Raw genomic sequence first — 24,032 nt, forward strand, 5'->3', positions numbered from 1 at the left:
TCGGGACACCGAGCGGCCGGCCGGGACACCGAGGGCCCGCCGGAGCGCCGGGCAACCCGGCCCGGACGCCGAGCGCCGGGCAACCCGGCCGGAACGCCGAGCGGCCCCGCCGGGAAGAACCCGGCGGGGCCGCTCGAACGCTCGGTCAGTCCTCGTCCACCCGCGAGATCACCTCCTCCACGATCCTCCCGAGCTCGGCCACGTGCGGCTCCTTCATCACGCCGAAGTGGTCCCCGGGCACCCGGTGCACCGTCACCCCGGAGGTCAGCAGTTCGCGCCAGCGGTCGACGTAGTCGCCGAAGGCCTGTCCGTACGCCACCTCGTGCTCGCCCTGGGCGAGTTCGTCGCTGACGACCAGGTGCAGCGCGCCGGGGAAGGACCGGTGCCGGTAGGCGAGGTCCATCTCCATCACCTCGCGCCAGATCCGGGTCGCGCGCGGCCACTCGGTGCCGACGCCCTCCTCGGGGAGGGTGATGCCGGTCTCCTCGTCGACGTCGTCGACCAGGTGGTCCAGCAGGGCGAGGATCTCCTGCCGGCGGGCCGGGGTGTCGGCGGCGGAGCCGCCGTCGCGGACCTCCTCCAGCAGCGTCTCCAGCCGCCGGATCAGGGCGAGTTCGCGCCAGCCCTCGGCCCGCTGGTGGGCGTCCAGGCCGGGGTCGAGCAGCAGGAAGGTGACCTGCTCGCCCGCCTCGACCAGTCGGCGGGCCACCTCGGAGGCGATGCCGCTGCCGCCGCACCAGCTGAACAGCAGGTAGGGACCGGCGGGTTGGATGCGGCGGAGCTCGGTGAGGTAGCGCTCGGCCATCTGCTCCGCGCTCGGCGGCTCGGGCTCGGCGTGCGGGCCGGGCCACTCGAAGGCGGCGACCGGCCGGTCCGGGTCCAGGTGCGGGGCCAGCCGCAGGTACCAGTGGGCGCTGCCGCCGCCGGGGTGCACGCAGAACAGCGTCCGGCGGCTGCCCTCCCGGCGGATCCAGACCAGCGGGTCGGGTTGTCCGACGCTGCCGCGGGTCTCGGCCAGCGAGGCGGCCAGCGCGGCGACGGTGCGGTGCTCGACGAAGGAGCGGAACCGCAGCTCCACCCCCTCCCGGGCGCGCAGCGTGGCGACGATCCGCATCATCGCGAGCGAGTGCCCGCCGAGCTCGTGGAAGTCGTCGTCCGCGCCGACCCGGTCGATGCCCAGGGCCTCGCCCCAGGCGGTGGCGATGGCCTGCTCCAGTCCGGCGGCGGGGGCCCGGTAGGGGGAGCCGAGCGCGGGCCTGGTGCCGTCGGGTGCGGGCAGGGCGGCGCGGTCGACCTTGCCGGCGGGGGTGAGCGGGAACTGGTCCGCCGTCAGGTAGTGGGTCGGGAGCAGGGCCTTCGGGATCCGGCCGCGCAGGTGCTCGCGCAGGTCGGCCGGAGTGGCGGCGGGGTGGCCGGGCTCGGTGCGGACGTGCGCGACCAGGGTGGCGTCGGCGGTGCCGGGCCGGTGCACGGTGACCACGGCGGCGGCCACCGCCGGGTGGGTGAGCAGCAGGTTCTCGATCTCGCCGGGCTCGGCGCGCAGGCCCCGCACCTTGACCTGGTGGTCGCGCCGGCCGAGGTACTGGAGCGTGCCGTCGGCCTGCCGGGAGACCACGTCGCCGGTCCGGTAGAGCCGGGCCCCGGGCTCGGTGGCGAACGGGTCGGGGACGAAGCGCTCGGCGGTCATCGCGGGCCGGCCGAGGTAGCCGCGGGCCAGGCACGGGCCCGCGACGTACAGCTCGCCCGGTACGCCGTCCGGCAGCGGGTGCAGCTCCTCGTCCAGGACGTGCACCCGGACGTTGGCGACCGGCCCGCCGATCGAGGGCCGGCCGCCGGCCCCGGCCGGGATCGGGGTGAGGGTGGCGCAGACCGAGGTCTCGGTGGGGCCGTAGGCGTTGACGAAGGTGGTGTGCGCGGCCCAGCGGGCGGCCTGCTCGGCCGAGACGGCCTCGCCGGCCGAGACCAGCACCCGCAGCTGCGGGAAGTCCGCCGGGTCCAGCCGGTCGAGCAGCGAGGGCGGCAGGGTCATGTGGGTCACCAGCGGCGCCTGCCGGCGCAGGTCGCCCGGGTCGGTGCCGGCCGGCGGCAGCACCAGTTCGGCGCCGTTGGTCAGCGCCATCAGCACCTCCCAGACCGAGGCGTCGAAGCTGGGCGAGGCGAACTGGAGCACCCGGTCGCCGGGGCGGACGTCGAGCGGTTCGAGCTGCGCGTGGCGCAGGTTGAGCGCGCCCCGGTGCGGGACGCCGACGCCCTTGGGCAGCCCGGTGGAGCCGGAGGTGTAGATCACGTACGCGAGGTTCTCCGGACCGGCCGTCACCGGCGGTGCCCAGGTGGGCAGTTCGCGGTACGCGGCCGGGTCGAGGAGCTCCACCCGGCCGGTGGCGCCCTCGGGCAGCGGCACCTCGGCGCTGAGCACCACGGTGGTGCCGGCGTCGGCGAGCATGTGCCGCAGCCGCTCCGCCGGGTAGGCCGGGTCGAGCGGGAGGAAGGCGCCGCCCGCCTTGAGCACGGCCAGCAGCGCGACGAACAGCTCGGGCGTGCGCGGCAGGTGCAGGCCGACCACGGCGTCCGGGCCGATCCCCAGGGCCCGCAGGCGGTGGGCGAGTTGGTTGGCCCGGGTGTCCAGGTCGCGGTAGGCCAGGGTCTCGTCGCCGTACCGCAGGGCGACGGCGTCGGGGGCGGTGCGGGCCCGCTCGCCGACCAGCTCGTGCACCAGGCGGTCCTGGGGCACCGTCAGGGCGGTGTCGTTGCCGGCCAGGACGGCGGCCAGGCGGTCGGCGGGCGGCAGCGACAGCGCCCGCACCCCGCCCTCGGGGTCGGCGGCCATCGCCTCCAGCACGTGCCGGTAGGTGCGCGCGAGCAGTTCGAGCTGCGGGCGGCCGATCCGGCCGGGCAGCCCGCCGAGCCGCAGCAGACCGGGGAAGGTCCACACCTCCAGGGCGAGTTCGCTCGGGCTGAAGTCGTCCACCATGCCGACCTGGCCGGACTCCCAGTCCATCACGTGGAAGTCCAGGTAGCCGAAGGCCACCTCGACCAGGGAGGAGCCGGAGCCCCACTCCTGCTGCATGGCGGGCATCGGGTACCGCCGGTGCGGCCAGAGCGCGGCCTCGCCGGCGAAGACCTCGGCGACCAGGCCGCGCCAGGTCGGGGCGGAGAGCTCGGCCGCGAAGGGCACGGTGTTGAGGTAGAGGCCCTTCACCTCGTCGCCGCGGTCCCGTTCGGGCCGGCCGTTGCAGACCAGGCCGGTGAAGAAGCCGCGCCGGCCGGTGGCCACGCTCAGCGCCTTCAGGTGGGCGGTGTGCAGCACGCTCTTCAGCGAGGCGTTCGCCGCGGCGGCGAGCCGGCGCAGGCCGGGCAGCAGGTCCTGGTAGGTGACCTCCAGGATCACGGCCCGCTCGTCGCTCGCGTCGTCCGCCCAGTCGGCGGGCAGCTCGAACTTCTCGTACCGGCCGACCCGTTCGGCCCAGAAGGCGCGGTCCTCGGCGGAGGCCAGTGCCCGGCGCTCCAGCGCGACGAAGTCGGCGAACCGCACCTCCGGCGGCGGGGCCAGGTCCGGTTCGCGGCCCTGCCGGACCGCCCGGTAGAGGGCGAGCAGTTCGGCGACCACGGAGGTGTGGCTCCAGCCGTCCAGGATGGCGTGGGCCTCGGTGTGGGTCAGCCACCACTCCCGGTCGTCGACCACGTGGACGTGGTAGCGCAGCAGCGGCGGCCGCTCCAGGTCGAAGGGCTTGCGCCGCTCGCCGACCAGGAAGCCGTCCACGATGGCCCGCTGGTCGGCCGCCGGGATGCCGCGCAGGTCGTCCATGCCGACCGGCAACTCGGCGTGGTGGTGCACCAGTTGGAGCACCTCGGAGAAGCCGGACAGGTCGAAGGAGGTGCGCAGGATCTCGTTGCGACCCACCAGCCGGCGGCCCGCCTCGCGCAGCGCGTCGAGGTCGAACGGGAGCTCGTCGCGGACGCGGTAGCAGGACACGTTCTGGTAGACCGCGCGGCCGGTGGCGGCCAGCATCTCGTACACCATGCCGGCCTGGGTCCGGGCCATCGGGTAGGCGTCGGCCAGCCCCTCGGGCAGCCGCTCCCGGTCCTCCGCGGACAGCAGGGCGAACGGCTCGACCAGCGGCTCCTCGGCGGCGGCCGGGGCGGCGCCGGAGCGGACCGACTCGGCCAGCTCGGCGACCCGCTGACGGACGAACAGGTCCTGCACGGTCACCTCGACGCCCTGCGCGCGCAGCGCGCCGACCGCCCGGATCGCGCGCATCGAGTCGCCGCCGAGCTGGAAGAAGCTGTCGTGCACCCCGACCCGGTCCACCCCCAGCGCGTCGGCGAACGCGGCGGCCAGGGTGGCCTCCAGGGCGTCCCGGGGAGCGGTGAACTCCCCGGCCAGCGCCGCCCGGCTGCGGTCGGGCGCGGGCAGCGCCCGGCGGTCCACCTTGCCGCTGGTGGTCAGCGGCAGCGCGTCCAGCAGTGTCCAGTGCACCGGGTGCATGTGCTCCGGCAGCCTGCTCCGGACGTGCTCGCGCACGGAGTCCACCTCGACGTCGGCGGGCGTCAGATGGGCGACCAGCTGATCGTCGTGGACGGTCACCGCCGCGCTCCGCACCCCGGCGGCCTCGGTCAGCACCGCCTCGATCTCGCCGAGTTCGACCCGCTGGCCGCGGATCTTCACCTGGTGGTCGAGCCGGCCCAGGTACTCGATGGTGCCGTCCGCCCGGAACCGGGCCAGGTCACCGGTGCGGTAGAGCCGGCCGCCGGGCTCGGTGCCGAACGGGTCCGGGACGAAGCGGTCGGCGGTCAGGTCGGGCCGGGCCAGGTAGCCGCGGGCCAGCTGCACACCGCCCAGCAGCAGTTCGCCCGGCACGCCGACCGGGGTCGGCCGCAGCGCGGAGTCGACCACGTGGGTACGGGTGTTGGCGATCGGCCGGCCGATGGTGACGGGCTCTCCGGGCACGCACCGCACCGCCGTGACGTCCACGGCGGCCTCGGTGGGGCCGTACAGGTTGTGCAGCTCGCAGCCGATCCGCCGGTCCACCGCCGCCACCAGGTCCGGCGGCAGCGCCTCGCCGCTGCAGACCATCCGGCGCAGCGAGGGCAGGGCGGGCAGCGGCCCGTCCAGGAAGGCCCGGAGCATGGACGGCACGAAGTGCAGGGTGGTGATCCGCTCGGCGGTGATCAGCCCGGCCAGGTAGGCCGGGTCCCGGTGCCCGCCCGGGCGGGCCACCACCAGCACGGCGCCGGTGACCAGCGGCCAGAAGAACTCCCAGACCGAGACGTCGAACCCGTACGGCGTCTTCTGCAGCACCCGGTCGGTGGCGTCCAGCCGGTACTCCTCCTGCATCCAGTGCAGGCGGTTGACGATCGCCCGGTGCTCGACCAGCACGCCCTTCGGCCGGCCGGTCGAGCCCGAGGTGTAGATCACGTACGCGGCGTGCTCGGGGCCCGCGGCGAACACCAGGTCGTGCTCCCAGGCCTCGTCGAACGGCCCGGCCACGTCCACCACCAGGGGCACCCGGCCCTCGACCAGCGGGGTGAGGCCGGCGTCGGTGACCACGGCCCGCGCGGCGGAGTCCGCCAGCATGAAGGCCAGCCGCTCCGACGGGTGTTCGGGGTCCAGCGGCAGGTAGGCGCCGCCGGCCTTGAGCACGCCCAGCAGCGCGACCACCAGCTCGGGGCCCCGGTGCAGGCAGACGCCCACCACCGACTCCGGGCCCACCCCGCTCCGGCGCAGGTGGTGCGCCAGCCGGTTGGCCCGCAGGTTCAGCTCGCGGTACGACAGCGTGCCGCCCTCGAACCGCACGGCGGGCGCGTCCGGGGTGCGGGCCGCCTGCTCCTCGAAGAGCAGCGGCAGGGTGCCCGAGGGGTAGGGCCGCTCGGTGGCGTTCCACTCCCGCAGCAGCGCGTGCTCCGGCCCGGGCACCACGTCCAGCTCCTCGACCGGCAGGTGGGGCGCCTCGACGACGCTCTCCAGCAGCCGGACGAACCCGGCGGCGAAGCGCTCGGCGGTGGCCCGGTCGAACAGCGCGGAGGCGTACGTCACCCCGCCCGCCAACGACCCGTCCGCCCGCTCGGCCAGACCCACCGTCAGGTCGACCTTGGCGCTGCTCTCGCCGACCGGCAGCCGGCTCACCGTCAGGTCCCCCATGCCCGGGGCGCCCGAGGCGGCCTCCTCCCAGAGCAGCATGGTGGAGAACAGCGGGTTGCGCGAGGGGTCGCGCTCCGGCGCCAGCTCGTCCACCAGCCGCTCGAACGGGATGTCCTGGTGGGTGTAGGCGTCCAGCGCGGCCGTCCGCACCCGGTCCAGCAGGTCCAGGAAGGACGGCGCCCCCGAGAGGTCGGTGCGTAGCACCAGGGTGTTGAGGAACAGGCCGACGGCGGAGCGCAGTTCGGCCCGGTCACGGCCGGAGACCGGCGTGCCGACGGCCACGTCCCGCTGCCCGCTCCAGCGGCCGAGCAGGGCGGCCTGGGCGGCGAGCAGCGCCATGAACGGGGTGGCGCCGTGCTCCCGGGCGAGCGCGAGCAGCCGGCGGCCGGTCTCGGCGGGCACCCGCAGCGGCACCTGGGAGCCGGCGGTGTCCTGGACGGCGGGGCGCGGCCGGTCGGTGGGCAGGTCCAGCGGGGTCAGCCCGGCGAGCCGCTCGCGCCAGTGGGCGAGCTGACGCTCCGACAGGTCACCGGTGAGCCGCTCGCGCTGCCAGGCGGCGTAGTCCGCGTACTGCACCGGGGGCTGCCCGGGCGCGGCACCGGCGTAGTGCCGGGCCAGCTCGTCCACCAGCAGCTCCTCCGAGCGGCCGTCGGCGGCGATGTGGTGGAGGGTCAGGAACAGCGCGTGCTCCTCGGCGCCCAGCCGGACCAGCGTCGCGGCGAACACCGGCCCCTCGGCCAGGTCGACCGGCCGGCGCTCGGAGGTGGCCAGCGCGGCCAGCCGCTCCGCCACGGCGGCGGGCTCCGCCGCGCTCAGGTCGAGCTCGGTGAGCGGCACCGGGGCCGGCGCGTCGATCACCTGGACCGGCTCGCCGGCCACCACCGGGTAGCGGGTGCGCAGCACCTCGTGCCGCGCGACGACGCCGTCCAGCGCGGTGCGCAGGGCGGCCCGGTCCAGCCGTCCCTCCAGCCGCAGGGCCGTGGTCATCAGGTACTCGGTGGTGTCCGGCCGCAGCCGGTCCAGGATCCACAGCCGGCGCTGCGCGAAGGAGAGCGGCAGCGGGCCGCCGCGCGGCACCCGGCCGATGGTCTCGGCCGGCTTCGGCGCGCTCCGGCCCCGTAGGCGCTGCCGGAGCAGCTCCTGCCGCTGGTCCGCCCGGGTCTCCATGTCGGTCATCGTGCCTCCTCCTCGGCGAGCAGGCCCGCCACCTCGTCATCGGACAGCCCGGCGATGTCGGCCTCGACGGCCTCGACCACCACCGCGGCGAGTTCGGCCACGGTCGTGGCCTCGAACAGCCGGCGCAGCGGCAGCTCCACCGCGAACGCCTCCTGGATCCCGGCCAGCACCCGGGTGGCGAGCAGCGAGTGCCCGCCCAGCAGGAAGAAGTCGTCCCGGGCGCCGACCCGTTCGACGCCCAGCACCTCGCACCAGACCGCCGCCACGGCCTCCTCGGCCGGATCGCGCGGCGCCAGGTACGCGCGGGTGCCGTCGGCACCCGCGGCGGCGGGGTCGGGCAGCGCCTTGCGGTCGACCTTCTTGCTGGCGGTCAGCGGCAGCGCGTCCAGCGGCACCCAGGCCGTGGGGATCATGTACTCGGGCAGCAACTCGCGCAGGTGCCCGCGCAGTTCGGCCGGCTCCGGCACCTCCTCGCCCGGCCGGGCGACCAGGTACCCGACCAGCCGGCGCTCGCCCGGGGCCGGCTCGGCGGCCAGCACCACCGCCTCCTGGAGCGCCGGGTGCCGGGTGAGCGCGGCCTCGATCTCGCCGAGCTCGATCCGCAGCCCGCGCACCTTGACCTGGTGGTCCATCCGGCCCAGGAACTCGATGGTGCCGTCCGGCCGGTGGCGCACCAGGTCGCCGGTCCGGTAGAGCCGCGCGCCGGGCACGCCCGACACCGGGTCGGGGACGAACCGGTCGGCCGTCAGCTCCGGCCTGCGGTGGTAGCCGCGGGCCAGCCGGACCCCGCCGAGGCAGAGCTCGCCCGGCACGCCGACCGGGACGGGCCGCAGCTCGGCGTCCAGGACGTACGCCCGGGTGCCGGCCACCGGGCGGCCGATCGGCAGGGCGGCGGCGCCGCCGCCCTCCCCGGCCGTCCGGTCGACGGGGTGCAGCAGGCAGGTGACGGTCGCCTCGGTCGGCCCGTAGTTGCACAGGAACCGTCCGGGCAGCCCGGTCTCCGCCCAGCGGCGGGCGTCGTGGCCGGTGACCACGTCACTGCCGACGTTCATCAGCTTCAGCGCGCCGAGCCGGCCGAGGTCCGGCGACTCCATCATGGCGCGGTAGTAGGCGGGGGTGATCTCCACGACGGTCACCCCGTGCTCGGCCAGGCGGGCGGGCAGCTCGGCCGGCGTCCAGAACACCGGGTCGCCGACCACCACGGTCGCCCCGGCCAGCAGGGTGGCCGCGATCTGGTCCATCGCCACGTCGAAGGTGAGCGCCGAGAGCAGCACCACCCGCTCGCCGGGCGCGAGACCGTAGGCGTCCGCGATCACCCGGCAGTGGTGGGCGTAGGAGCGGTGCTCGATCATCACGCCCTTGGGGCGGCCGGTCGAGCCGGAGGTGTAGATGACGTAGGCCAGGCTGCCGGGCCGCACCGCCGGGAGCGGGGCGTCCTGGGCCTCCGGACCGTCGGGGTCCTGCTCCGGCTCCTGATCGACCGTCACCACCTGGTGGTCGCCCCGGAACCGGTCGCGGAAGGCCCGGGTGGTGACCACCGTCCCCGCCCCGGCGTCGGCCAGCATGAAGTCCAGCCGCTCCGCCGGGTGCTGCGGGTCGAACGGGACGTACACGCCGCCGGCCTTGAGCACGCCGAGCAGCACCACGACCGCCTCGGGGCTGCGCTCCAGGCAGGAGGCCACCACCGTCTCGGGGCCGACGCCCAGCGCGCGGAGCCGGCGGGCGAAGCGGTCCGCCCGCGCGTCCAGCTCCGCGTAGGTCAGCTGCCGGCCGCCGGAGACCACCGCGACCGCCTCCGGGGTCCGGGCCGCCTGACGGGCGAACAGCTCCGGCACGCAGAGCCCGTGCTCCTCGGCCGGGTCGAGCAGCGCGGTCCGCCCGCCCTCGGGGTCGGGCCACTCGGTCAGCACCGTCCGCAGCTCGGCCTCGCCCAGCAGGTCGAGCTCGGCCACCCGGCGCCCGGGCGCGGCGGCGATGCCGCCCAGCAGCGTCAGGTAGTGGCGGGCCATCCGCTCGACGGTGGCGCGGTCGAACAGCGCGGTGGCGTACTCGAACCAGCAGTGCAGCCGTCCGTCCGGGCGCTCCTTGACCGTCACCGTCAGGTCGAACTTGGCCACCGTCAGGCCGGCCCGCAGCGGCTCGATCGCCGCCCCGCCGAGACTGCCCGGCACGCCGCCCATGTGCTGGTGGTCGAACATCACCTGGAAGAGCGGGTTGCGGGACAGGTCCCGCTCCGGGCGGAGCGCGTCCACCAGGCGCTCGAACGGCAGGTCCTGCTGCCCGAACGCCTCCAGCGAGACCCGGCGCACCTGGTCCAGCACCTCGGTGAACACCGGGTCCCCGGCCAGGTCGGTGCGGATCACCAGGTTGTTGCTGAAGAACCCGACCAGCTCCTCGGTCTCCGGCCTGGTCCGCCCCGCCACCGGCGTGCCGACCGCCACGTCGTCCCGCCCGGTGTAGCGGCCCAGCAGCACCTGGAAGGCGGCCAGCAGCAGCATGAACGGCGTGGCGCCGTGCCGCCCGGCCAGCTCGGCGAGGGCCGTGCCGACCGCCGGCGGCACGTCGACGATCACGTTGTCCCCGCGCGCGTCGCGGACCGCCGCGCGCAGCCGGTCGGTGGGCAGCTCGACCGGGGTGAGGCCGCCCAGCCGGTCCTGCCAGTAGCCGAGCTGCTGGTCGATCGCGCCCGCCGCCTGCTGCTCCCGCTGCCAGGCCGCGAAGTCCGCGTACTGGACCGCCGGCCGCCGCAGCGGGGACGGCTCTCCGGCGGCCGCCGCGTCGTAGGCCGCCCGCAGGTCCCGCAGGTAGATCTCCATCGACCAGGCGTCGAAGGCGATGTGGTGGAGGGTCAGCACCAGCAGGTGCCGCTCGGGGCCGGTCCGGACCAGCGTCACGCGCAGCGGCCGGTCCCGCTCCAGGTCGAAGGGGCGGGTGGTGAGCTCCTCCAGCAGCCCGGCCGCCCGCTGCTCGGCGTCCGGCTCCCCGGCCAGGTCGACCAGGGTGAAGTCGGCGGGCGCCGGCGGGTCGATCACCTGCACCGGGTCACCGCCGTTGGGGACGTAGCGGGTGCGCAGCACCTCGTGCACGGCGACGGTGTCGTCCACCGCCCGGCGCAGCGCGGCCGGGTCCAGCGGACCGGTCAGCCGCAGCGCCATCGGCACGACGTACTCGTCGCTGCCCGGTTCGAGCCGGTCCAGGAACCACATCCGCTGCTGGCCGAAGGAGAGCGGCAGCCCGCCCCCGCGCGGCACCGGCCGGATCGGGGCCTCGGCCGGGTCCGTCCCGGCGGCGTCCACCCGGGCCGCCAGCGCGGCCACCGTCCGGTCGGCGAACAGCTCACCGACCGTCAGCTCCGCACCCAGCGTGCGGCGCAGCCGCATCACCAGCCGGATCGCGACCAGCGAGTGACCGCCGAGCAGGAAGAAGTCGTCCTGGGCACCGACCCGTTCGACGCCCAGCACCTCGGCCATCAGCTCGGCCACGGCCTGCTCGGTGCCCGGCCGCGGGGCGACCCACGGCGTGCCGCTCTCCTGCTGCCGCCCGTCCGGCGACGGCAGCCGGCGCCGGTCCACCTTGCCGTTGGGCGTGAGCGGCAGCCCGTCCAGCGCGACGAAGCGCGAGGGCACCATCGCCTCCGGCAGCCGGGCCGCGAGGTGGGCGCGCAGCTCCTCCAGGCCGGCCGCCGCCCCCGGGCGGGCGACCGTCCAGGCCACCAGGTCGGCCTCGCCCGCGTCCCCGCGGTGGACGCCGACCACGGCGGCGGCGACCGCCGGATGGGACGTCAGGAGGGCCTCGATCTCCCCGGGTTCGATCCGGACCCCGCGCACCTTCACCTGGTCGTCGATCCGGCCGACGTACTCCAGCGCGCCGTCGGCGCGCCGCCGCGCCAGGTCCCCGGTGCGGTACCAGCGCCCGCCGGGCTCGGTGGCGAACGGGTCGGGGGTGAACCGGTCGGCCGTCAGGTCGCCGCGGCCCGCGTAGCCGCGGGCCAGGCCGACGCCGGCCACGCAGAGCTCGCCGACCACGCCGACCGGCACCGGCCGGTCCTCGCGGTCGACCACGTAGGTGCGGGCGTTGGGCAGCGGCAGGCCGATCGGCACCGACTCGCCCGGCCCGCCCGGGCGGTGGTGCCAGGCGGTGGAGTCGATGGCGCACTCGGTCGGGCCGTAGGTGTTGTACACCTCGACGGGCAGGATCGCGCGCAGCCGGTCGCACAGGTCGGCGGTCAGCGGCTCACCCGCCGAGCAGACCAGCCGCAGCGCGCCGCAGGCCGCCAGGCCGGGGTCGGCGAGCAGCAGGCGCAGCACCGAGGGCGCCAACTGGAGGATGGTGACGCCGTGTTCGGCCACCGCGCGGGCCAGCACGGTCGGGTCGCGGTGCGCCTCGCCCGGGGCCATCACCACCGTCGCGCCGCAGACCAGCGGGGAGAGGAACTCCCACACCGAGGCGTCGAAGCCGATGGTGGTCTTCTGCAGCACCCGGTCCCCGGGGCCGAGGTCGTACTCCTCCACGGACCACAGCACCCGGTTGCGGATCGCGGCCTGCGGGACCACCACGCCCTTCGGCCGCCCGGTGGAGCCGGAGGTGTACATGATGTAGGCGGCGTCCGCCCCGTCGGACGGGGCCGGCCCGGCGGCCGGCGCCGTCCCGGCCGGCGGCCCCTGCGGCCCGTCGACCGTCAGCACGCAGGGGTGCGGCGGCAGTTGGCCGCGCAGCGCCTCCTCGGTGAGCAGCACCCGCACCCCGGCGTCCTCGGCCAGGAAGGCCAGCCGCTCGGCCGGGTACTCCGGCGCCAGCGGCACGTACACCCCGCCCGCGGCCAGCACCGCGAGCAGCGCCGTCACCAGCGCGGTGCCCCGGTGCAGCGCCACCCCGACCGGCGTCTCCCGGCCGACCCCGAGCGCGCGCAGCCGCCCGGCCAACTCCTCGACGCGGGAAACCAGTTCGCGGTAGCCGACCTCCTCGGACCCGGCCACCACGGCCACCGCCCCCGGGGTGGCCCGGGCCTGGGCGAGGAACAGCTCGTACAGCGACTCGTCCGGGCGCTCGACCTCGGTGCGGTTCCACTCCGCCAGGCCGCGCAGCTCGGCGGGGGAGAGCAGCTCCAGCGCGGCCACCGGGGTGCCGGGCTCGTCGGCGATGCCGCCCAGCAGCCCGAGCAGGTGCCCCGCCATCCGCTCGATCCGGTCCCGGTCGAACAGCGCGGTGGGGTAGAGGAAGCGGCCCCCCAGCGAACCGTCCGGCCGCTCGGCCAGGTGCAGCGACAGGTCGAAGGCCGAACTCCCGCCGAGCGCCTCCTCCTTGGCGACCTCCAGACCCGGCAGGCGGACCGGGCGGCCCGCGGCGTTCTGCAGCGCGAAGCCGACCTGGAAGACCGGGTTGCGCGAGAGGTCCCGCTCCGGGGCCAGATCGGCGACCACCCGCTCGAACGGGACGTCCTGGTGCTCGTAGGCCTCCAGGGTGGTCTCCCGCACCCGCCGCAGCAGCTCGGTGAAGGAGGGCCGGCCGCCGAGGTCGGTGCGCAGCACCACGGTGTTGAGGAACATGCCGATGAGCTGCTCCAGCGCGACCTCGTCGCGCCCGGCGACGGACACCCCGACCGCCACGTCCGGGCGGCCGGAGTAGCGCGACAGCAGCAGCTGGAACGCCGCCAGGTGCACCATGAACGGCGTCGCCCCGTGGCGCTGCCCGAGCTCCGCCAGCCGCCCGGCCAGCGGGGCCGGCACGGTGAAGGAGAGGCTCTCGCCCGCCGCCTGCCACCGGGCGGGGCGCCGGCGGTCGGTCGGCAGCTCCAGCGGCTCCAGCCCGGCCAGCCGATCCCGCCAGTAGCCGCGCCGGCGGTCCATCGTCTCGGCCGCGGCCTCCCAGCTCTCCCGCTGCCAGTGGGCGAAGTCCGCGTACTGCACCGGCAGCGGCTCCAGCTCCGGCTCCCGGCCGGAGCCGAACGCGTCGTACAGCTCGTACAGTTCACGGGCCAGGACGCCCCAGGACCAGCCGTCGAAGGCGATGTGGTGGACCGTCACCAGCAGCACGGCCTCCTCGGGGCCGAGCCGCGCCAGGCCGACCCGCCAGGGCCACCGGGTGCGCAGGTCGATCGGGGTCCGCGTCTCGGCCGCCTGCAGGCCGGCCAGCCGCTCCCGCTGCTCGTCCGCCGGGAGCCCGGACAGGTCCACCACGGCCAGCGGCACCGGCGCGGGCTCGTCGACGATCTGCAGCCCCGCCCCGTCCTCGCCGTGGTAGCGGGTGCGCAGCACCTCGTGCCGGGTGGCGATCTCGGTGAACGCCAGGGCCAGCACGGACTCGTCCAGCGGCCCGCGGATCCGGAACGCCTCGTGCAGCAGGTACTCCGTCGAGGCGCCGGAGCGCAGCTGGTCGAGGAACCAGAGCTGCTCCTGCGCGAACGCGAGCGGGTACCCGTCCTCAGTGCTTGCCATCGGTCGCCTCCGTCAGCGAGAGCGCGGCGGCCGGGGCGTCCGGTGCCGGCGGGGTCCAGGGTTCGGCCATCGCCACGGCGATCTTGCGCGGGCCGGTGAACGGCTCGCGGGCGTGCGCGGCCAGCATGTTGTCGACCAGCAGGACGTCGTCCTGCTGCCAGTCGAACCGGCGCTGCTCGGCGCGGTAGCAGTCCCGCAGGTGGGCGACCACCTCGTCCGGGATCGGCCGGCCGTCGCCGTAGTAGGTGTTGGTCGGCAGCTCCGACTCGTCGAACATCTCGCGCAGCGCGGCGCACACGTCCTCGGCCAGCGTGCTCACGTGGAAGAAGGTCAGGTGGTTGAACCAGACCGTCTCCCCGGTGACCGGGTGCCGGTGCACGGCGGCCCGGCGCGCCCGGGTGCGCAGCCCGGTCGGGGTCCACTCGGCCTGGACGCCGTTGCGGGCGCAGTAGGCGGTGACCTCCGCCCGGTCCTCGGTGTTGAACGCCTGCTGCCAGGGCACCCCGAAGCCGTCGCTGAAGTTGCGGACCACCATCCAGCCCTGCTCCGCGAACTCCGCGCGGACCGCGGGGTCGATCGCGGCGTACACCCGGCGGGTGTCGGCCAGCGGGGTGGCGCCCAGCGTCTCCGGCGGCCGCACGCAGTGGAAGAACAGGGTCAGCGGCCAACTCGCCTGGTAGGAGTTCTCGTTGTGGAGGAAGATCTCCTCGTTCGGCGGGTAGTCGGTGGAGGTGTACACCTGCCCCTTGATGACGCTGCGCGGGGAGGAGCGCTCGGCGTAGGGCAACGGTGCCCCGGACACCGCGCGGACCACGCCCTCGAACCCGTCCACCCCGCCGATGTCGAAACCGCGCAGCAGGACGGCGCCGTGCTCCAGCAGCAGACGGCGGATCAGCGGACGGGCGGAGGCCAGGTACTCGGCCAGGGGAGCGTCGGACGACAGGACGGAGGGGAGCGCGAGTTCCGGTGCGGAGCCACCGGACGAGCCCGCGCGCGGGGCCAGGGGCGATGGGTTGGCAGTCATGCCCGCCAGCGTCCCGGCTGCCCCCGTCGCGGAACGAGAGAACAACCGGCAGCGCTGCCGGCAGGGCCGGGTGCCCGGCTTACTGCCGGTTCTTCTCTGCAACCGGGGCCCGGTCACCCGGGAGGCTCTCCTACTGCCGCCACCGGTCACGTGACGCTCGTGACGCGGCAGAGCATACGAGGGAGGGCCGTCATGGCCGAGGAGCAGACCGACGAGCGGGTCCACCGGGTCGTCGTCAACGACGAGCAGCAGTACTCCGTCTGGCCGGCCGACCGGCCGCTGCCGCTCGGTTGGTACGCCGAGGGCACCGAGGGGACCCGCGAGGCGTGCCTGGCCCACATCGCCGAGGTCTGGACCGACCTGCGGCCGCTCAGCCTGCGGCGCCAGATGGAAGCGGCGTCCTCCTAGCGATGACCACCGCCGTCACCACCCCGACCGAGCGGGTCACCCCGCTCCACCGCAACCGTGACTTCGTCCTGCTGTGGGTCGGGGCCGCCGCGTCCAACCTGGGCTCGACCGCGTCCCTGATCGCCTACCCACTCCTGGTGCTGGCCCTGACCGGGTCGGCGTTCGACGCCGGGCTGGCCGGGTTCTTCGGCCTGCTCCCCGGCCTGCTGCTGCAACTGCCGGCCGGCGCGCTGGTCGACCGGTGGAACCGCAGACGGCTGATGATCTGGTGCGACGCGCTGCGTGGCCTCGGTGTCGCCAGCGTCGTCGCGGCCCTCGCCCTCGACCGGCTGGGCCTGCCCCAGATCCTGGTCGTCTGCTTCGTCGAGGGCACGCTGACCGTGCTGCACGGCCTGGCGGCCCACGTCGCGGTGCCGAACCTCGTGCCCGAGAGCCAGCTCGCGCTCGCGCTCTCCCGCAACGAGGCGCGCGGCCGGGCCGCGTCCATGCTGGGCACCCCGCTGGGCGGAGCGCTGTTCACCCTCGGACGGGCCGTCCCGTTCCTGGCCGACGCGCTCTCCTACCTGGTGTCGCTGGTCACCCTGCTGCTGATCCGCAAGGACTTCGAGGCGGAACCGCGCAAGGACACCGGCGGCCGGATGGCCGACCAGATCGGGGAGGGCCTGCGCTGGCTCTGGCGGCAGCCCTTCCTGCGCGTCACGACGCTGCTCGTGGCCGGCAGCAACCTGATGTTCCGGGCGCTGTTCCTGGTGATCGTCGTGATGGCCACCCGCAGCGGCGCCTCGGCCACCGGGATCGGCGTGATGCTGGGCTTCGCCGGTGCCGGGGGAGTCCTGGGCTCGCTCGCGGCGCCCTGGTTCCGGCGCCGGGTGCCGCTCAACGTCCTGGTCATCGTCGCCAACTGGGCCTGGGCGGTGCTGATGGGGGTGATCGTCCTGACCAGCAGTCAGTTCGTCCTCGCGGCGGCCTACGCCGCGATGTGGTTCGTCGGCCCGGTCTGGAACGTCGCCCTCGGCAGCTACCAACTCGCCATCACCCCGGACCGGTTGCGCGGCAGGGTGCTCGCCGCGATGAGCACCCTGTCGAACGGCGCGCTCCCGCTCGGCGCACTGGCCGGCGGGCTGCTGCTGGACACCGCCGGCCCGCAGGGCGCCGCCGCGGCACTCGCGGTCTGGATGCTGCTGCTGGCCGCCGCCGCCACCCTGGCCCGCTCGGTACGGAGAAACCATGACACCGTCTGACCCGGTGCCGGCCGGCGTGCTCGGCACCATCGGCGCGACCCCGCTGGTCGAACTGACCAGACTCGACCCGGCCCGGCGGTTCCGGACCTTCGCCAAGCTGGAGGCCCACAACCCCGGCGGCAGCATGAAGGACAGGTCCGCCCTGGAGATGCTGGGGGAGCGGATCCGCACCGGCGAGCTGGTCCCGGGCCGGTCCACCGTCGTCGAGTCCAGCTCCGGCAACCTCGGCATCGGCCTCGCCCAGGTCTGCGCCTACTACGGACTGCGGTTCATCTGCGTGGTGGACCCCCGCACCAACCAGCAGAACATCGCCATCATGCGGGCGCTGGGCGCCGAGGTGGAGGTGGTCCGGGAGACCGACCCGGCCACCGGCGAGTACCTGCCGGTGCGGATCCGCCGCATCCAGGAGCTCACCACCCTCACCGGGCACGCGTACTGGCCCAACCAGTACGCCAACCCGCTGAACCCGCAGGCCCACCGCCGCACCATGCGGGAGATCGTCGAGGGCCTCCCCGACGGGGTGGACTACCTCTTCTGCGCGACCAGCTCCTGCGGCACGCTGCGCGGCTGCGCGGAGTACGTCCGGGAGCGCGGCCTGCCGGTGACGGTCGTCGCCGTCGACGCCGCCGGCAGCGCCATCTTCGGCCGGCCCCCGGGGCCGCGGCTCATCCCCGGCCACGGCGCGGCGATCCGGCCCGGCCTCTACCGGGACGGCCTCGCGGACGAGGTCGTCCACGTCACCGACCTCGACTGCGTGGTCGGCTGCCGGCGGCTCGCGGCACGCGAGGCCATCCTGGCCGGCGGCTCGTCCGGCGCGGTGGTCGCGGCCGTCGAGCTGATGGCCGACCGGATCCCCGCGGGTGCCACCTGCGCCCTGGTCCTGCCCGACCGCGGCGAGCGCTACCTCGACACCATCTACGACGACGAGTGGGTGGGCCGCCACTTCGGCGACATCACCCACCAGTGGAAGGAACAGAAGTCCGACATGAGGGTGCCAGCATGCTGATCCTGGGAGCGGACGACGTCCGCCGAGTCCTCGACGGTGCCGAGCAGGAGGTCCTCGCGGCCGTCCGGCAGGCCTACCGGCTGCACGCGCAGGGGCGGACGGTGCTGCCGCACTCGGTCTTCCTACGGTTCCCCGACCAGCCGCGCGACCGGATCATCGGCCTGCCCGGGTACCTCGGCGACGACACCCCGGTGGCCGGGATCAAATGGATCTCCTCCTTCCCCGGGAACCTGGAGAAGGGGCTGGAGCGCGCCTCGGCCGCCGTCATCCTCAACTCCACGGACACCGGCATGCCCGAGGCGGTGCTGGAGGGCTCCGTCATCTCGGCCCGGCGGACCGCCGCGGGCGCCGCGGCGGCCGCGGCCGCCCTGGTGCCGGCGACCGCCGACACCGGGGTCTCCCTGATCGGCTGCGGCGTGATCAACTTCGAGGTGCTCAGGTTCCTCCTGGCGGCGCTGCCGGAGCTCTCCTCGGTCACCGTCTTCGACCTCGACGGAGCCCGGGCGGCCGCCTTCGCCGCCCGGTGCGCCGACCGGTGGCCGACCCTCAAGGTCACCGTCGCGGGCACCGCCGACGAGGCGCTCGCCGCCCACCCGCTGGTCTGCCTGGCCACCACGGCCGCCGCGCCGCACCTGACCACCGACGCGTGCCGGCCGGGCACCCTGCTGCTCCACCTCTCCCTGCGCGACCTGACCCCGGAATCCGTCCTCTCCGCCGTGAACGTGGTGGACGACCCCGACCACGTCTGCCGCGAGGCCACCTCCCTGCACCTCGCCGAACAGGCCGTCGGCCACCGCGAGTTCATCACCACCACGATCGGCGACCTGCTCTCCGCCGAGGCCCCGGCCCGGCGCGACGAGGACCGCGTCACCGTCGTCTCCCCGTTCGGCCTGGGCGTCCTCGACCTCGCCGTCGCCGACCTCACCCGCCGCCGGGCCCAGGCCCTCGGCCTCGGCACCCGGGTGCCCGGCTTCCTCCCGGGCTGACGGGCACTCATCCACCAGGCCGGCCGTCCGCAGCACTCGGGACCAGGGTGTTCTCGCTGCGGCGGCCGGCCTCGAAGTCGTCCACGTTGCGGGCGGTGGCGTCGATGATCTGGCCGACCGCGGTGCGGGTGAAGTAGGCCTGGTGGGAGGTCACCAGCACCTGGGGGAAGCTGATCAGCCGGGCCAGCACGTCGTCGCCGATGCCCTCCACCGAACGGTCGTAGAAGAAGACCCCGGTCTCCTCCTCGTAGACGTCCAGGCCGACCCCGGCGAGCCGGCCGTCGCGCAGCGTCTCGACCAGGGCAGCGGTGTCCACCAGGCCGCCCCGGCTGGAGTTGACCAGGATGGCGTCGTCCTTCATCCGGGCCAGCGCGGCGGCGTCGATCAGGTGGTGGGTGTCGGGCAGCAGCGGCACGTGCAGACTGACCAGGTCGCTGCGCTCCAGCAGCTCCTCGCGGGGGACGTAGGTCATGCCCAGCTCCCGGCAGGCCGGGTTCTCCACGATGTCCCAGCCGAGCAGCTCGGTGCCGAAGCCGGCCGCGATCCGGGCGAAGCACTCGCCGATCTTCCCGGTGCCGATCACCCCGACCGTCATGCCGTGCACGTCACGGCCCATCAGACCGTCCAGCCGGAAGTCGAACTCGCGCGAGCGGTTGGCGGCCCGGGCCAGCCGGCGGTTGACCGCCAGGGCCAGCGTCCAGGCGTGCTCGGCGACCGCGTAGGGGGAGTAGTAGGAGACCCGGGAGACGGTGAGGCCGAGCTCGGCCGCGGCCTCCAGGTCGATGTTGTTGAAGCCGGTGGAGCGCTGGGCGATCAGCTTGGTGCCGCCCTCGGCCAGCAGGCCGAGCACCTCGGCGTCCAGCTCGCAGTTGACGCTGGTGCTCAGCGCCGGGTAGCCGGCGGCCAGCGGCGCGGTGTCCGCGTTGAGGAAGACCGCCAGGGTGCGCAGCCGGTGGCGGTCCTCGAAGGCGGCGCGCAGCATCGGCTGCTCGTCGGCCTGGACTCCGTAGGCGAGGATCTCCATCGGGCCTGTGTCCTTCCGGTGGCGGCTGGCTGTACCCGTACGCTAACCGCCCGCCGTCCGACGGACCGTCAGGGCGCGCTTGCCGCAGCCATCCTGGATATGTAGGGTCCAGGTTGTGAAGATGAGCGAGGGCGTCGAGTGGGCCCTGCACTGCTGCCTCAACCTGGCCTGGGCCGGAGGTGGACGGGCCCTGCCCGCCGTGAAGTTGGCGGGCTACCACGACCTGCCGCCCGCCTATCTGAACAAGCAGCTCCAGGCGCTGGCCCGGGCCGGGATCGTCAGCTCGGTCTCCGGGCCGAAGGGCGGCTTCCGGCTGGCCCGGGAGCCGGAGCGGATCACCCTGATGGACGTGGTGGCGGCGATCGAGGGGCCCGAGCCGGCCTTCCGCTGCGCCGACATCATCGGCCGGGGGCCCGGTGCGCAGGCGCCGGGGCGCGGCCCGGAGAGCTGTCTGATCGACCTGGCGATGGGCCGGGCCGAGCTGGCCTGGCGCCGCGAGCTGGCCGCCCAGACGCTGGCCGGGCTGATGGAGCAGGTCGAGCGGGGCAGTCCGGGCGTACCCGGCCGGGTCCGCCGCTGGTTCGCCGACGCCTGAACTCCCGTCCCCGGGGCGGGAGTTCTTCGGGGCCGTATTCCGGACATGAAACATCCAGATCATCGAGGGGAAGAGCACCATGCCGCACACCGTCGTCAACCCCACCGCCTTCGGCTACAGCCAGGCCGTCGTCACCACCGACGGCACCGCCTACATCGCCGGCCAGTACGCCGCCGACGCGGAGGGCACCGTGGTCGGGGCCGACTTCGCCGAGCAGGTCCGGATCGCGCTGGCCAACCTCGGCACCGCGCTGGCCGCCGTGGGCCTCGGGTACGCGAACGTGGTCCGGCTCGGCAGTTACGTGGTCGACCACGACCTGGCGAAGCTCGGCGTCCTGCTGGAGCAGCTCACCGCGATCTGGGGCGACGAGCCCCCGGCCCAGACCCTCTCCGGGGTCGCCGCGCTCGCCCTGCCGGGCATGCTCTTCGAGATCGACGCCATCGCCGTCCCCTGAACGGCACGGAGGGCGGGCCCGGTCCACGGGCCCGCCCTCCGGTGCGACGGGGCGTCAGATGACGGTCTCGGCCTCGACGTAGCGCTCGGACGGGACGGTCTTCAGGTCGGCCACCGCGTCGGCCAGCGGGACCAGCTTGATCTCGGTGCCCTGGAGCGCGGTGATGTGCCCGAAGGCGCCCTTGTGGGCGGCCTCGACGGCGTGCCAGCCGAAGCGGGTGGCGAGGACGCGGTCGTAGGCGGTCGGGGTGCCGCCGCGCTGGGTGTGGCCGAGGATGACCGGCTTGGCCTCCTTGCCCAGGCGGTGCTCCAGCTCGCGGGAGAGCTGGTTGGCGATCCCGGTGAACCGCTCGTGGCCGTAGATGTCCTTGACGCCCTCCTCCCAGTGCATGGAGCCGGGCTCGGGCTTGGCGCCCTCGGCGCAGACCACGATGGCGAACTTCTTGCCGCGGTCGAAGCGCTCGCCCACGACCTCGGTCAGCTTGTCGATGTGGAACGGCCGCTCCGGCACCACGATGGCGTGGGCGCCGGCCGCCATGCCCGCGTTGAGCGCGATCCAGCCGGTGTGACGGCCCATCACCTCGACCACCATGACCCGCTGGTGCGACTCGGCGGTGGTCTTCAGCCGGTCCAGCGCCTCGGTGGCGACCGAGACGGCGGTGTCGAAGCCGAAGGTGACGTCGGTGCAGGCGATGTCGTTGTCGATGGTCTTCGGCACGCCGACCACCGGCAGGCCCGCGTCGCTCATCAGCTTGGCGGCCTTGAGCGTGCCCTCGCCGCCGATCGGGATGACGGCGTCGATCCCGAGGTCGGCGCAGAGCTGCTTGGCCCGCTCCACGCCGTCCCGCAGGTGGCTCGGCTGGACCCGCGAGGAGCCGAGGATGGTGCCGCCCTGGGCCAGGATGCCGCTCACCGAGTCGAGGGTCAGCGGACGGTGGACGCCCTCCAGGAGACCCCGCCACCCGTCCTGGAAACCGATGATCTCGTCGCCGTGGTCGACCACCCCCCGGTGGACCACGGAACGGATCACGGCGTTCAGGCCGGGGCAGTCACCGCCGCTGGTCAGCACTCCGATACGCATTGTTTTGCAACTCCCGAGCAGATGGGACAGCCGGACTTCCACCATAAAGGCGCCCGTGTCCGGCCGGGCAGGCGCCGACGCGGGCCACGTCACCTTTGAAGTGGCCCCCGCGGTACTGCACCGAACGCCGAGGAGGGTGTGCGTTCGAGGTCTCTATTCTGGCCCGGATCGGGCGGGGACAGCAGCCCCCGCCCAACCAGCGGACAGGTCAGGCGGGCTGACGGGCCGCCGCGATCCGCTCCGCGCGCAGCGCGTCGTACCAGGTGGTGTCGGCCGGCGGCAGGGCGTTCACGTCCAGCGCCAACTTGATGAGCATGTCGGCCACCTGGGGGTTGCGGGCCATCACGGGCCCGTGCAGGTAGGTGCCGAAGACGGTGTCCCGCCAGGCGCCCTCGGTGCCGTCACCGGTGCCGTTGCCGTTGCCGACCTGCACCGTGGCGAAGGGCCGCACGCCCGAGCCCAGGTGGGTGACGCCCTGGTGGTTCTCGAAGCCGGTGAGCTGAGGGAGGTTCAGCTGGGGGTCCGTCTCGGCGAGCACGTCGCCGACGCAGCGGGCGCCCTCGCCGCGGCCGGTCCAGACGTCCAGCAGGCCCAGGCCCGGCTGGCGCTCGCCCCGGTCGTTGAGGAACTCGTGGCCGAGGATCTGGTAGCCGGCGCAGACCGAGAAGATGATCGCGCCGTTCTCGGCCGCCCGGACCAGGCCCTGGTCCGCCGCCAGCCGCTCGGCGGCCAGCCGCTGCGGGCGGTCCTCGCCGCCGCCGATCAGGTAGATGTCACCGCTGGTCGGCACCGCCTGGTCCGAACGGACGTCGATCCGCTGGACGTTGAGCCCGCGCTGGCGGGCCCGACGCTCCACCACGAGCGCGTTGCCGCGGTCGCCGTAGGTGGACAGCAGGTCGGGGTAGACCCAGACCAGCCGCAGGGTGCTCTCGGTCATCCGCTGGGACCTTCCTCCGTACGGCTGCTGCTGCGGCGGAGCCTGCGGGGGCTGCTGCTGCACGGGCTGCTGGGGATGGACCTGGGGGGTGTAGTTCGGGTCCTGGTACGGGTTGGACATCAGTTCGCCACCGCCTTCCGGAGCTGCTGGAACGCGGTGTAGTTGGCGATCGCCTCGATCCGCCCGGGCGGCGCCATCTGGACGGCCTGCTCCAGGGTGTCCACCACGTGGAACTGGAGGCCCGCGACCTCCAGCCGGACCGCGAGGTCCAGCTTGCGCTGGCCCATCACGAAGATCGGATGGCCGGACAGGCGCTCGTAGTCCACGTCCCAGAGCCAGGAGGTGTCGGTGCCGTCCGCGTCCAGCGCGTTGACCGCCAGCACCACCGGGGCCGGCGGCTGGTCGATCAGCGAGAAGGTCTCCAGCCAGCCGGCCGGGTTCTTGGCCAGCAGCAGCCGGACGTCCCGGCCCTGGTACTGCACCACGTCGTAGCGGCCGGCCACCGCGGCCACCGACTGCATCCGCTGGAGCGCCACCTGCGGGGCGACGCCGAAGACCGCGGCCACGGCGGCCGAGCTGGTCGCGTTGGCCAGGTTGGCCCGGCCCGGGAGCTGGAGCTGGATCGGCCAGGCGCCGCGCTGAGGGTCGATCACATGGGTGCCCTGGAGCGCCCAGTGGGGCTGCGGACGGCGGAAGCCGCAGTCCTGGCAGAACCAGTCGTCGCCCGGACGCTGCATCACACCGCCGCAGGACGGGCAGGACCAGGCGTCCTCCTTCCAGGCCTGACCGGCGGCCACCCAGACCACCTTGCGGCAGGAGGAGGCGGCCCAGGTCACCAGCGGGTCGTCGGCGTTGGCCACGATCACCGCGTCGGTGTCCTTGAGGCCCTCGCGCCACTTCTCCGCCATCATGCGGGTCTCGGCGGCGCGGTCCAGCTGGTCGCGGGAGAGGTTGAGCAGCGCTATGGCCTTGGGGCGGGTGTCGCGGGCGACCCCGGCCAGGTACTTCTCGTCCACCTCGATCACGCCGAAGCGGGCCTCGCCGCCACCGGCCAGGGCGGCGGTGATGCCGGCCGGCATGTTGGCGCCGAGGGCGTTGGAGACCACCGGCCCGGCCGCGCGGAGGGCCTCCGCGATCAGGCGGGTGGTGGTGGTCTTGCCGTTGGTGGCGGAGACCAGGACCACGTCCAGGTGGTCGGAGAGGGTGGCCAGCAGGTCCGGGTCGAGCTTGAGGGCGATCTTCCCGCCGATCACCGAACCACTGCCCCGGCCGGCCTTCTGCGACAGGGCGGCGGCCATCCGGCCGGCCGTCACGGCGATCTTGGCGCGGGCGGGCAGCGAGGCGTCGCGCACGGCTGCGGCTTCCGAGTCGGGGCCTGGCATGCTCAGTCGTTCCTCCTTGGCGCGGCACCGCTATCGCGGCTGGGACGAGCATCAGCCTACCGACTCTCCGTCAGCCAACCGCGCAGGGTGTCGCTCAGCGGGCGTGCGGAGGCGCGCGAGGGCTCGCGCAGGGCCTCCGGCCCGGT

At 74.6% G+C, this 24,032-nt stretch carries 13 protein-coding genes; 6 read left to right on the forward strand and 7 right to left on the reverse strand.

Annotated elements, in window-relative coordinates; genetic code table 11:
- Nucleotides 1-145: 145 nt before the first annotated feature.
- From ACIA8O_RS01610 to ACIA8O_RS01620, 3 genes are read right to left on the reverse strand one after another with little or no spacing between them, the layout of a single operon-like run.
- On the reverse strand, nt 146-7,315 hold the full coding sequence (locus ACIA8O_RS01610; RefSeq protein WP_396291476.1) for an amino acid adenylation domain-containing protein: 7,170 nt from the start codon (nt 7,313-7,315) through the stop codon (nt 146-148).
- Nucleotides 7,312-13,749 carry an amino acid adenylation domain-containing protein gene (locus tag ACIA8O_RS01615; protein WP_396291477.1) on the reverse strand — a complete coding sequence of 2,146 codons (6,438 nt, stop codon included), beginning with the start codon at nt 13,747-13,749 and terminating at the stop codon, nt 7,312-7,314. Before ACIA8O_RS01615 ends, ACIA8O_RS01610 begins: the two co-directional genes overlap by 4 nt.
- Nucleotides 13,736-14,773: a TauD/TfdA family dioxygenase gene (locus ACIA8O_RS01620; RefSeq protein ID WP_396291478.1), complete on the reverse strand. Its 1,038-nt coding sequence runs from the start codon at nt 14,771-14,773 to the stop codon at nt 13,736-13,738. Before ACIA8O_RS01620 ends, ACIA8O_RS01615 begins: the two co-directional genes overlap by 14 nt.
- Nucleotides 14,774-14,965: 192 nt before the next feature.
- On the opposite strand from ACIA8O_RS01620, the gene ACIA8O_RS01625 reads away from it, so the two are divergent.
- From ACIA8O_RS01625 to sbnB, 4 genes are read left to right on the forward strand one after another with little or no spacing between them, the layout of a single operon-like run.
- Nucleotides 14,966-15,181 (forward strand): MbtH family protein, encoded by a 216-nt coding sequence (locus ACIA8O_RS01625; RefSeq protein WP_396291479.1) that lies wholly within the window; start codon nt 14,966-14,968, stop codon nt 15,179-15,181.
- Nucleotides 15,182-15,183: 2 nt separating this feature from the next.
- The gene (locus ACIA8O_RS01630; protein ID WP_396291480.1) at nt 15,184-16,422 is read left to right on the forward strand and encodes an MFS transporter; all 1,239 of its coding nucleotides are present in this window, start codon (nt 15,184-15,186) and stop codon (nt 16,420-16,422) included.
- A complete protein-coding gene (sbnA, locus tag ACIA8O_RS01635) occupies nt 16,409-17,428 on the forward strand; it encodes a 2,3-diaminopropionate biosynthesis protein SbnA (RefSeq protein WP_396291481.1) in 1,020 nt (339 codons plus the stop codon). Before ACIA8O_RS01630 ends, sbnA begins: the two co-directional genes overlap by 14 nt.
- Nucleotides 17,422-18,414 (forward strand): 2,3-diaminopropionate biosynthesis protein SbnB, encoded by a 993-nt coding sequence (sbnB, locus tag ACIA8O_RS01640; RefSeq protein WP_396291482.1) that lies wholly within the window; start codon nt 17,422-17,424, stop codon nt 18,412-18,414. Before sbnA ends, sbnB begins: the two co-directional genes overlap by 7 nt.
- Nucleotides 18,415-18,421: 7 nt before the next feature.
- Here the strand turns inward: sbnB and ACIA8O_RS01645 are convergent, their stop codons facing one another.
- Nucleotides 18,422-19,438, reverse strand: a complete 1,017-nt coding sequence (locus ACIA8O_RS01645) for a 2-hydroxyacid dehydrogenase (RefSeq protein ID WP_396291483.1) — start codon at nt 19,436-19,438, stop codon at nt 18,422-18,424.
- 121 nt (nt 19,439-19,559) lie between these two features.
- Here ACIA8O_RS01645 and ACIA8O_RS01650 point away from each other — a divergent pair, with 121 nt between their 5' ends.
- Together ACIA8O_RS01650 and ACIA8O_RS01655 are read left to right on the forward strand one after the other, a co-directional pair.
- Nucleotides 19,560-20,033 carry an RrF2 family transcriptional regulator gene (locus tag ACIA8O_RS01650; RefSeq protein WP_396291484.1) on the forward strand — a complete coding sequence of 158 codons (474 nt, stop codon included), beginning with the start codon at nt 19,560-19,562 and terminating at the stop codon, nt 20,031-20,033.
- Nucleotides 20,034-20,112: 79 nt separating this feature from the next.
- A complete protein-coding gene (locus ACIA8O_RS01655) occupies nt 20,113-20,487 on the forward strand; it encodes a RidA family protein (protein ID WP_396291485.1) in 375 nt (124 codons plus the stop codon).
- Nucleotides 20,488-20,541: 54 nt separating this feature from the next.
- On the opposite strand, the gene ACIA8O_RS01660 is transcribed toward ACIA8O_RS01655, so the two are convergent.
- The 3 genes from ACIA8O_RS01660 to ACIA8O_RS01670 form a co-directional block, all read right to left on the reverse strand.
- A complete protein-coding gene (locus ACIA8O_RS01660; RefSeq protein ID WP_396291486.1) occupies nt 20,542-21,567 on the reverse strand; it encodes a 6-phosphofructokinase in 1,026 nt (341 codons plus the stop codon).
- 208 nt (nt 21,568-21,775) lie between these two features.
- Nucleotides 21,776-22,504 carry a type 1 glutamine amidotransferase gene (locus ACIA8O_RS01665; protein ID WP_396292102.1) on the reverse strand — a complete coding sequence of 243 codons (729 nt, stop codon included), beginning with the start codon at nt 22,502-22,504 and terminating at the stop codon, nt 21,776-21,778.
- 119 nt (nt 22,505-22,623) lie between these two features.
- Nucleotides 22,624-23,886: a MurT ligase domain-containing protein gene (locus tag ACIA8O_RS01670; protein ID WP_396291487.1), complete on the reverse strand. Its 1,263-nt coding sequence runs from the start codon at nt 23,884-23,886 to the stop codon at nt 22,624-22,626.
- Nucleotides 23,887-24,032 lie beyond the last annotated feature (146 nt).

Source organism: Kitasatospora sp. NPDC051853 (genome assembly GCF_044452665.1).
Taxonomy (GTDB): domain Bacteria; phylum Actinomycetota; class Actinomycetes; order Streptomycetales; family Streptomycetaceae; genus Kitasatospora.

Bases quoted from the DNA above. Each gene is read 5' to 3' on its own strand.
- ACIA8O_RS01655 (WP_396291485.1), top strand. From the start codon at position 20,113: ATGCCGCACACCGTCGTCAACCCCACCGCCTTCGGCTACAGCCAGGCC.
- ACIA8O_RS01665 (WP_396292102.1), bottom strand. From the start codon at position 22,504: ATGACCGAGAGCACCCTGCGGCTGGTCTGGGTCTACCCCGACCTGCTG.
- ACIA8O_RS01620 (WP_396291478.1), bottom strand. From the start codon at position 14,773: ATGACTGCCAACCCATCGCCCCTGGCCCCGCGCGCGGGCTCGTCCGGT.
- sbnB (WP_396291482.1), top strand. From the start codon at position 17,422: ATGCTGATCCTGGGAGCGGACGACGTCCGCCGAGTCCTCGACGGTGCC.
- ACIA8O_RS01630 (WP_396291480.1), top strand. From the start codon at position 15,184: ATGACCACCGCCGTCACCACCCCGACCGAGCGGGTCACCCCGCTCCAC.
- ACIA8O_RS01670 (WP_396291487.1), bottom strand. From the start codon at position 23,886: ATGCCAGGCCCCGACTCGGAAGCCGCAGCCGTGCGCGACGCCTCGCTG.
- ACIA8O_RS01625 (WP_396291479.1), top strand. From the start codon at position 14,966: ATGGCCGAGGAGCAGACCGACGAGCGGGTCCACCGGGTCGTCGTCAAC.
- ACIA8O_RS01645 (WP_396291483.1), bottom strand. From the start codon at position 19,438: ATGGAGATCCTCGCCTACGGAGTCCAGGCCGACGAGCAGCCGATGCTG.
- ACIA8O_RS01660 (WP_396291486.1), bottom strand. From the start codon at position 21,567: ATGCGTATCGGAGTGCTGACCAGCGGCGGTGACTGCCCCGGCCTGAAC.
- ACIA8O_RS01610 (WP_396291476.1), bottom strand. From the start codon at position 7,315: ATGACCGACATGGAGACCCGGGCGGACCAGCGGCAGGAGCTGCTCCGG.
- sbnA (WP_396291481.1), top strand. From the start codon at position 16,409: ATGACACCGTCTGACCCGGTGCCGGCCGGCGTGCTCGGCACCATCGGC.
- ACIA8O_RS01650 (WP_396291484.1), top strand. From the start codon at position 19,560: ATGAGCGAGGGCGTCGAGTGGGCCCTGCACTGCTGCCTCAACCTGGCC.
- ACIA8O_RS01615 (WP_396291477.1), bottom strand. From the start codon at position 13,749: ATGGCAAGCACTGAGGACGGGTACCCGCTCGCGTTCGCGCAGGAGCAG.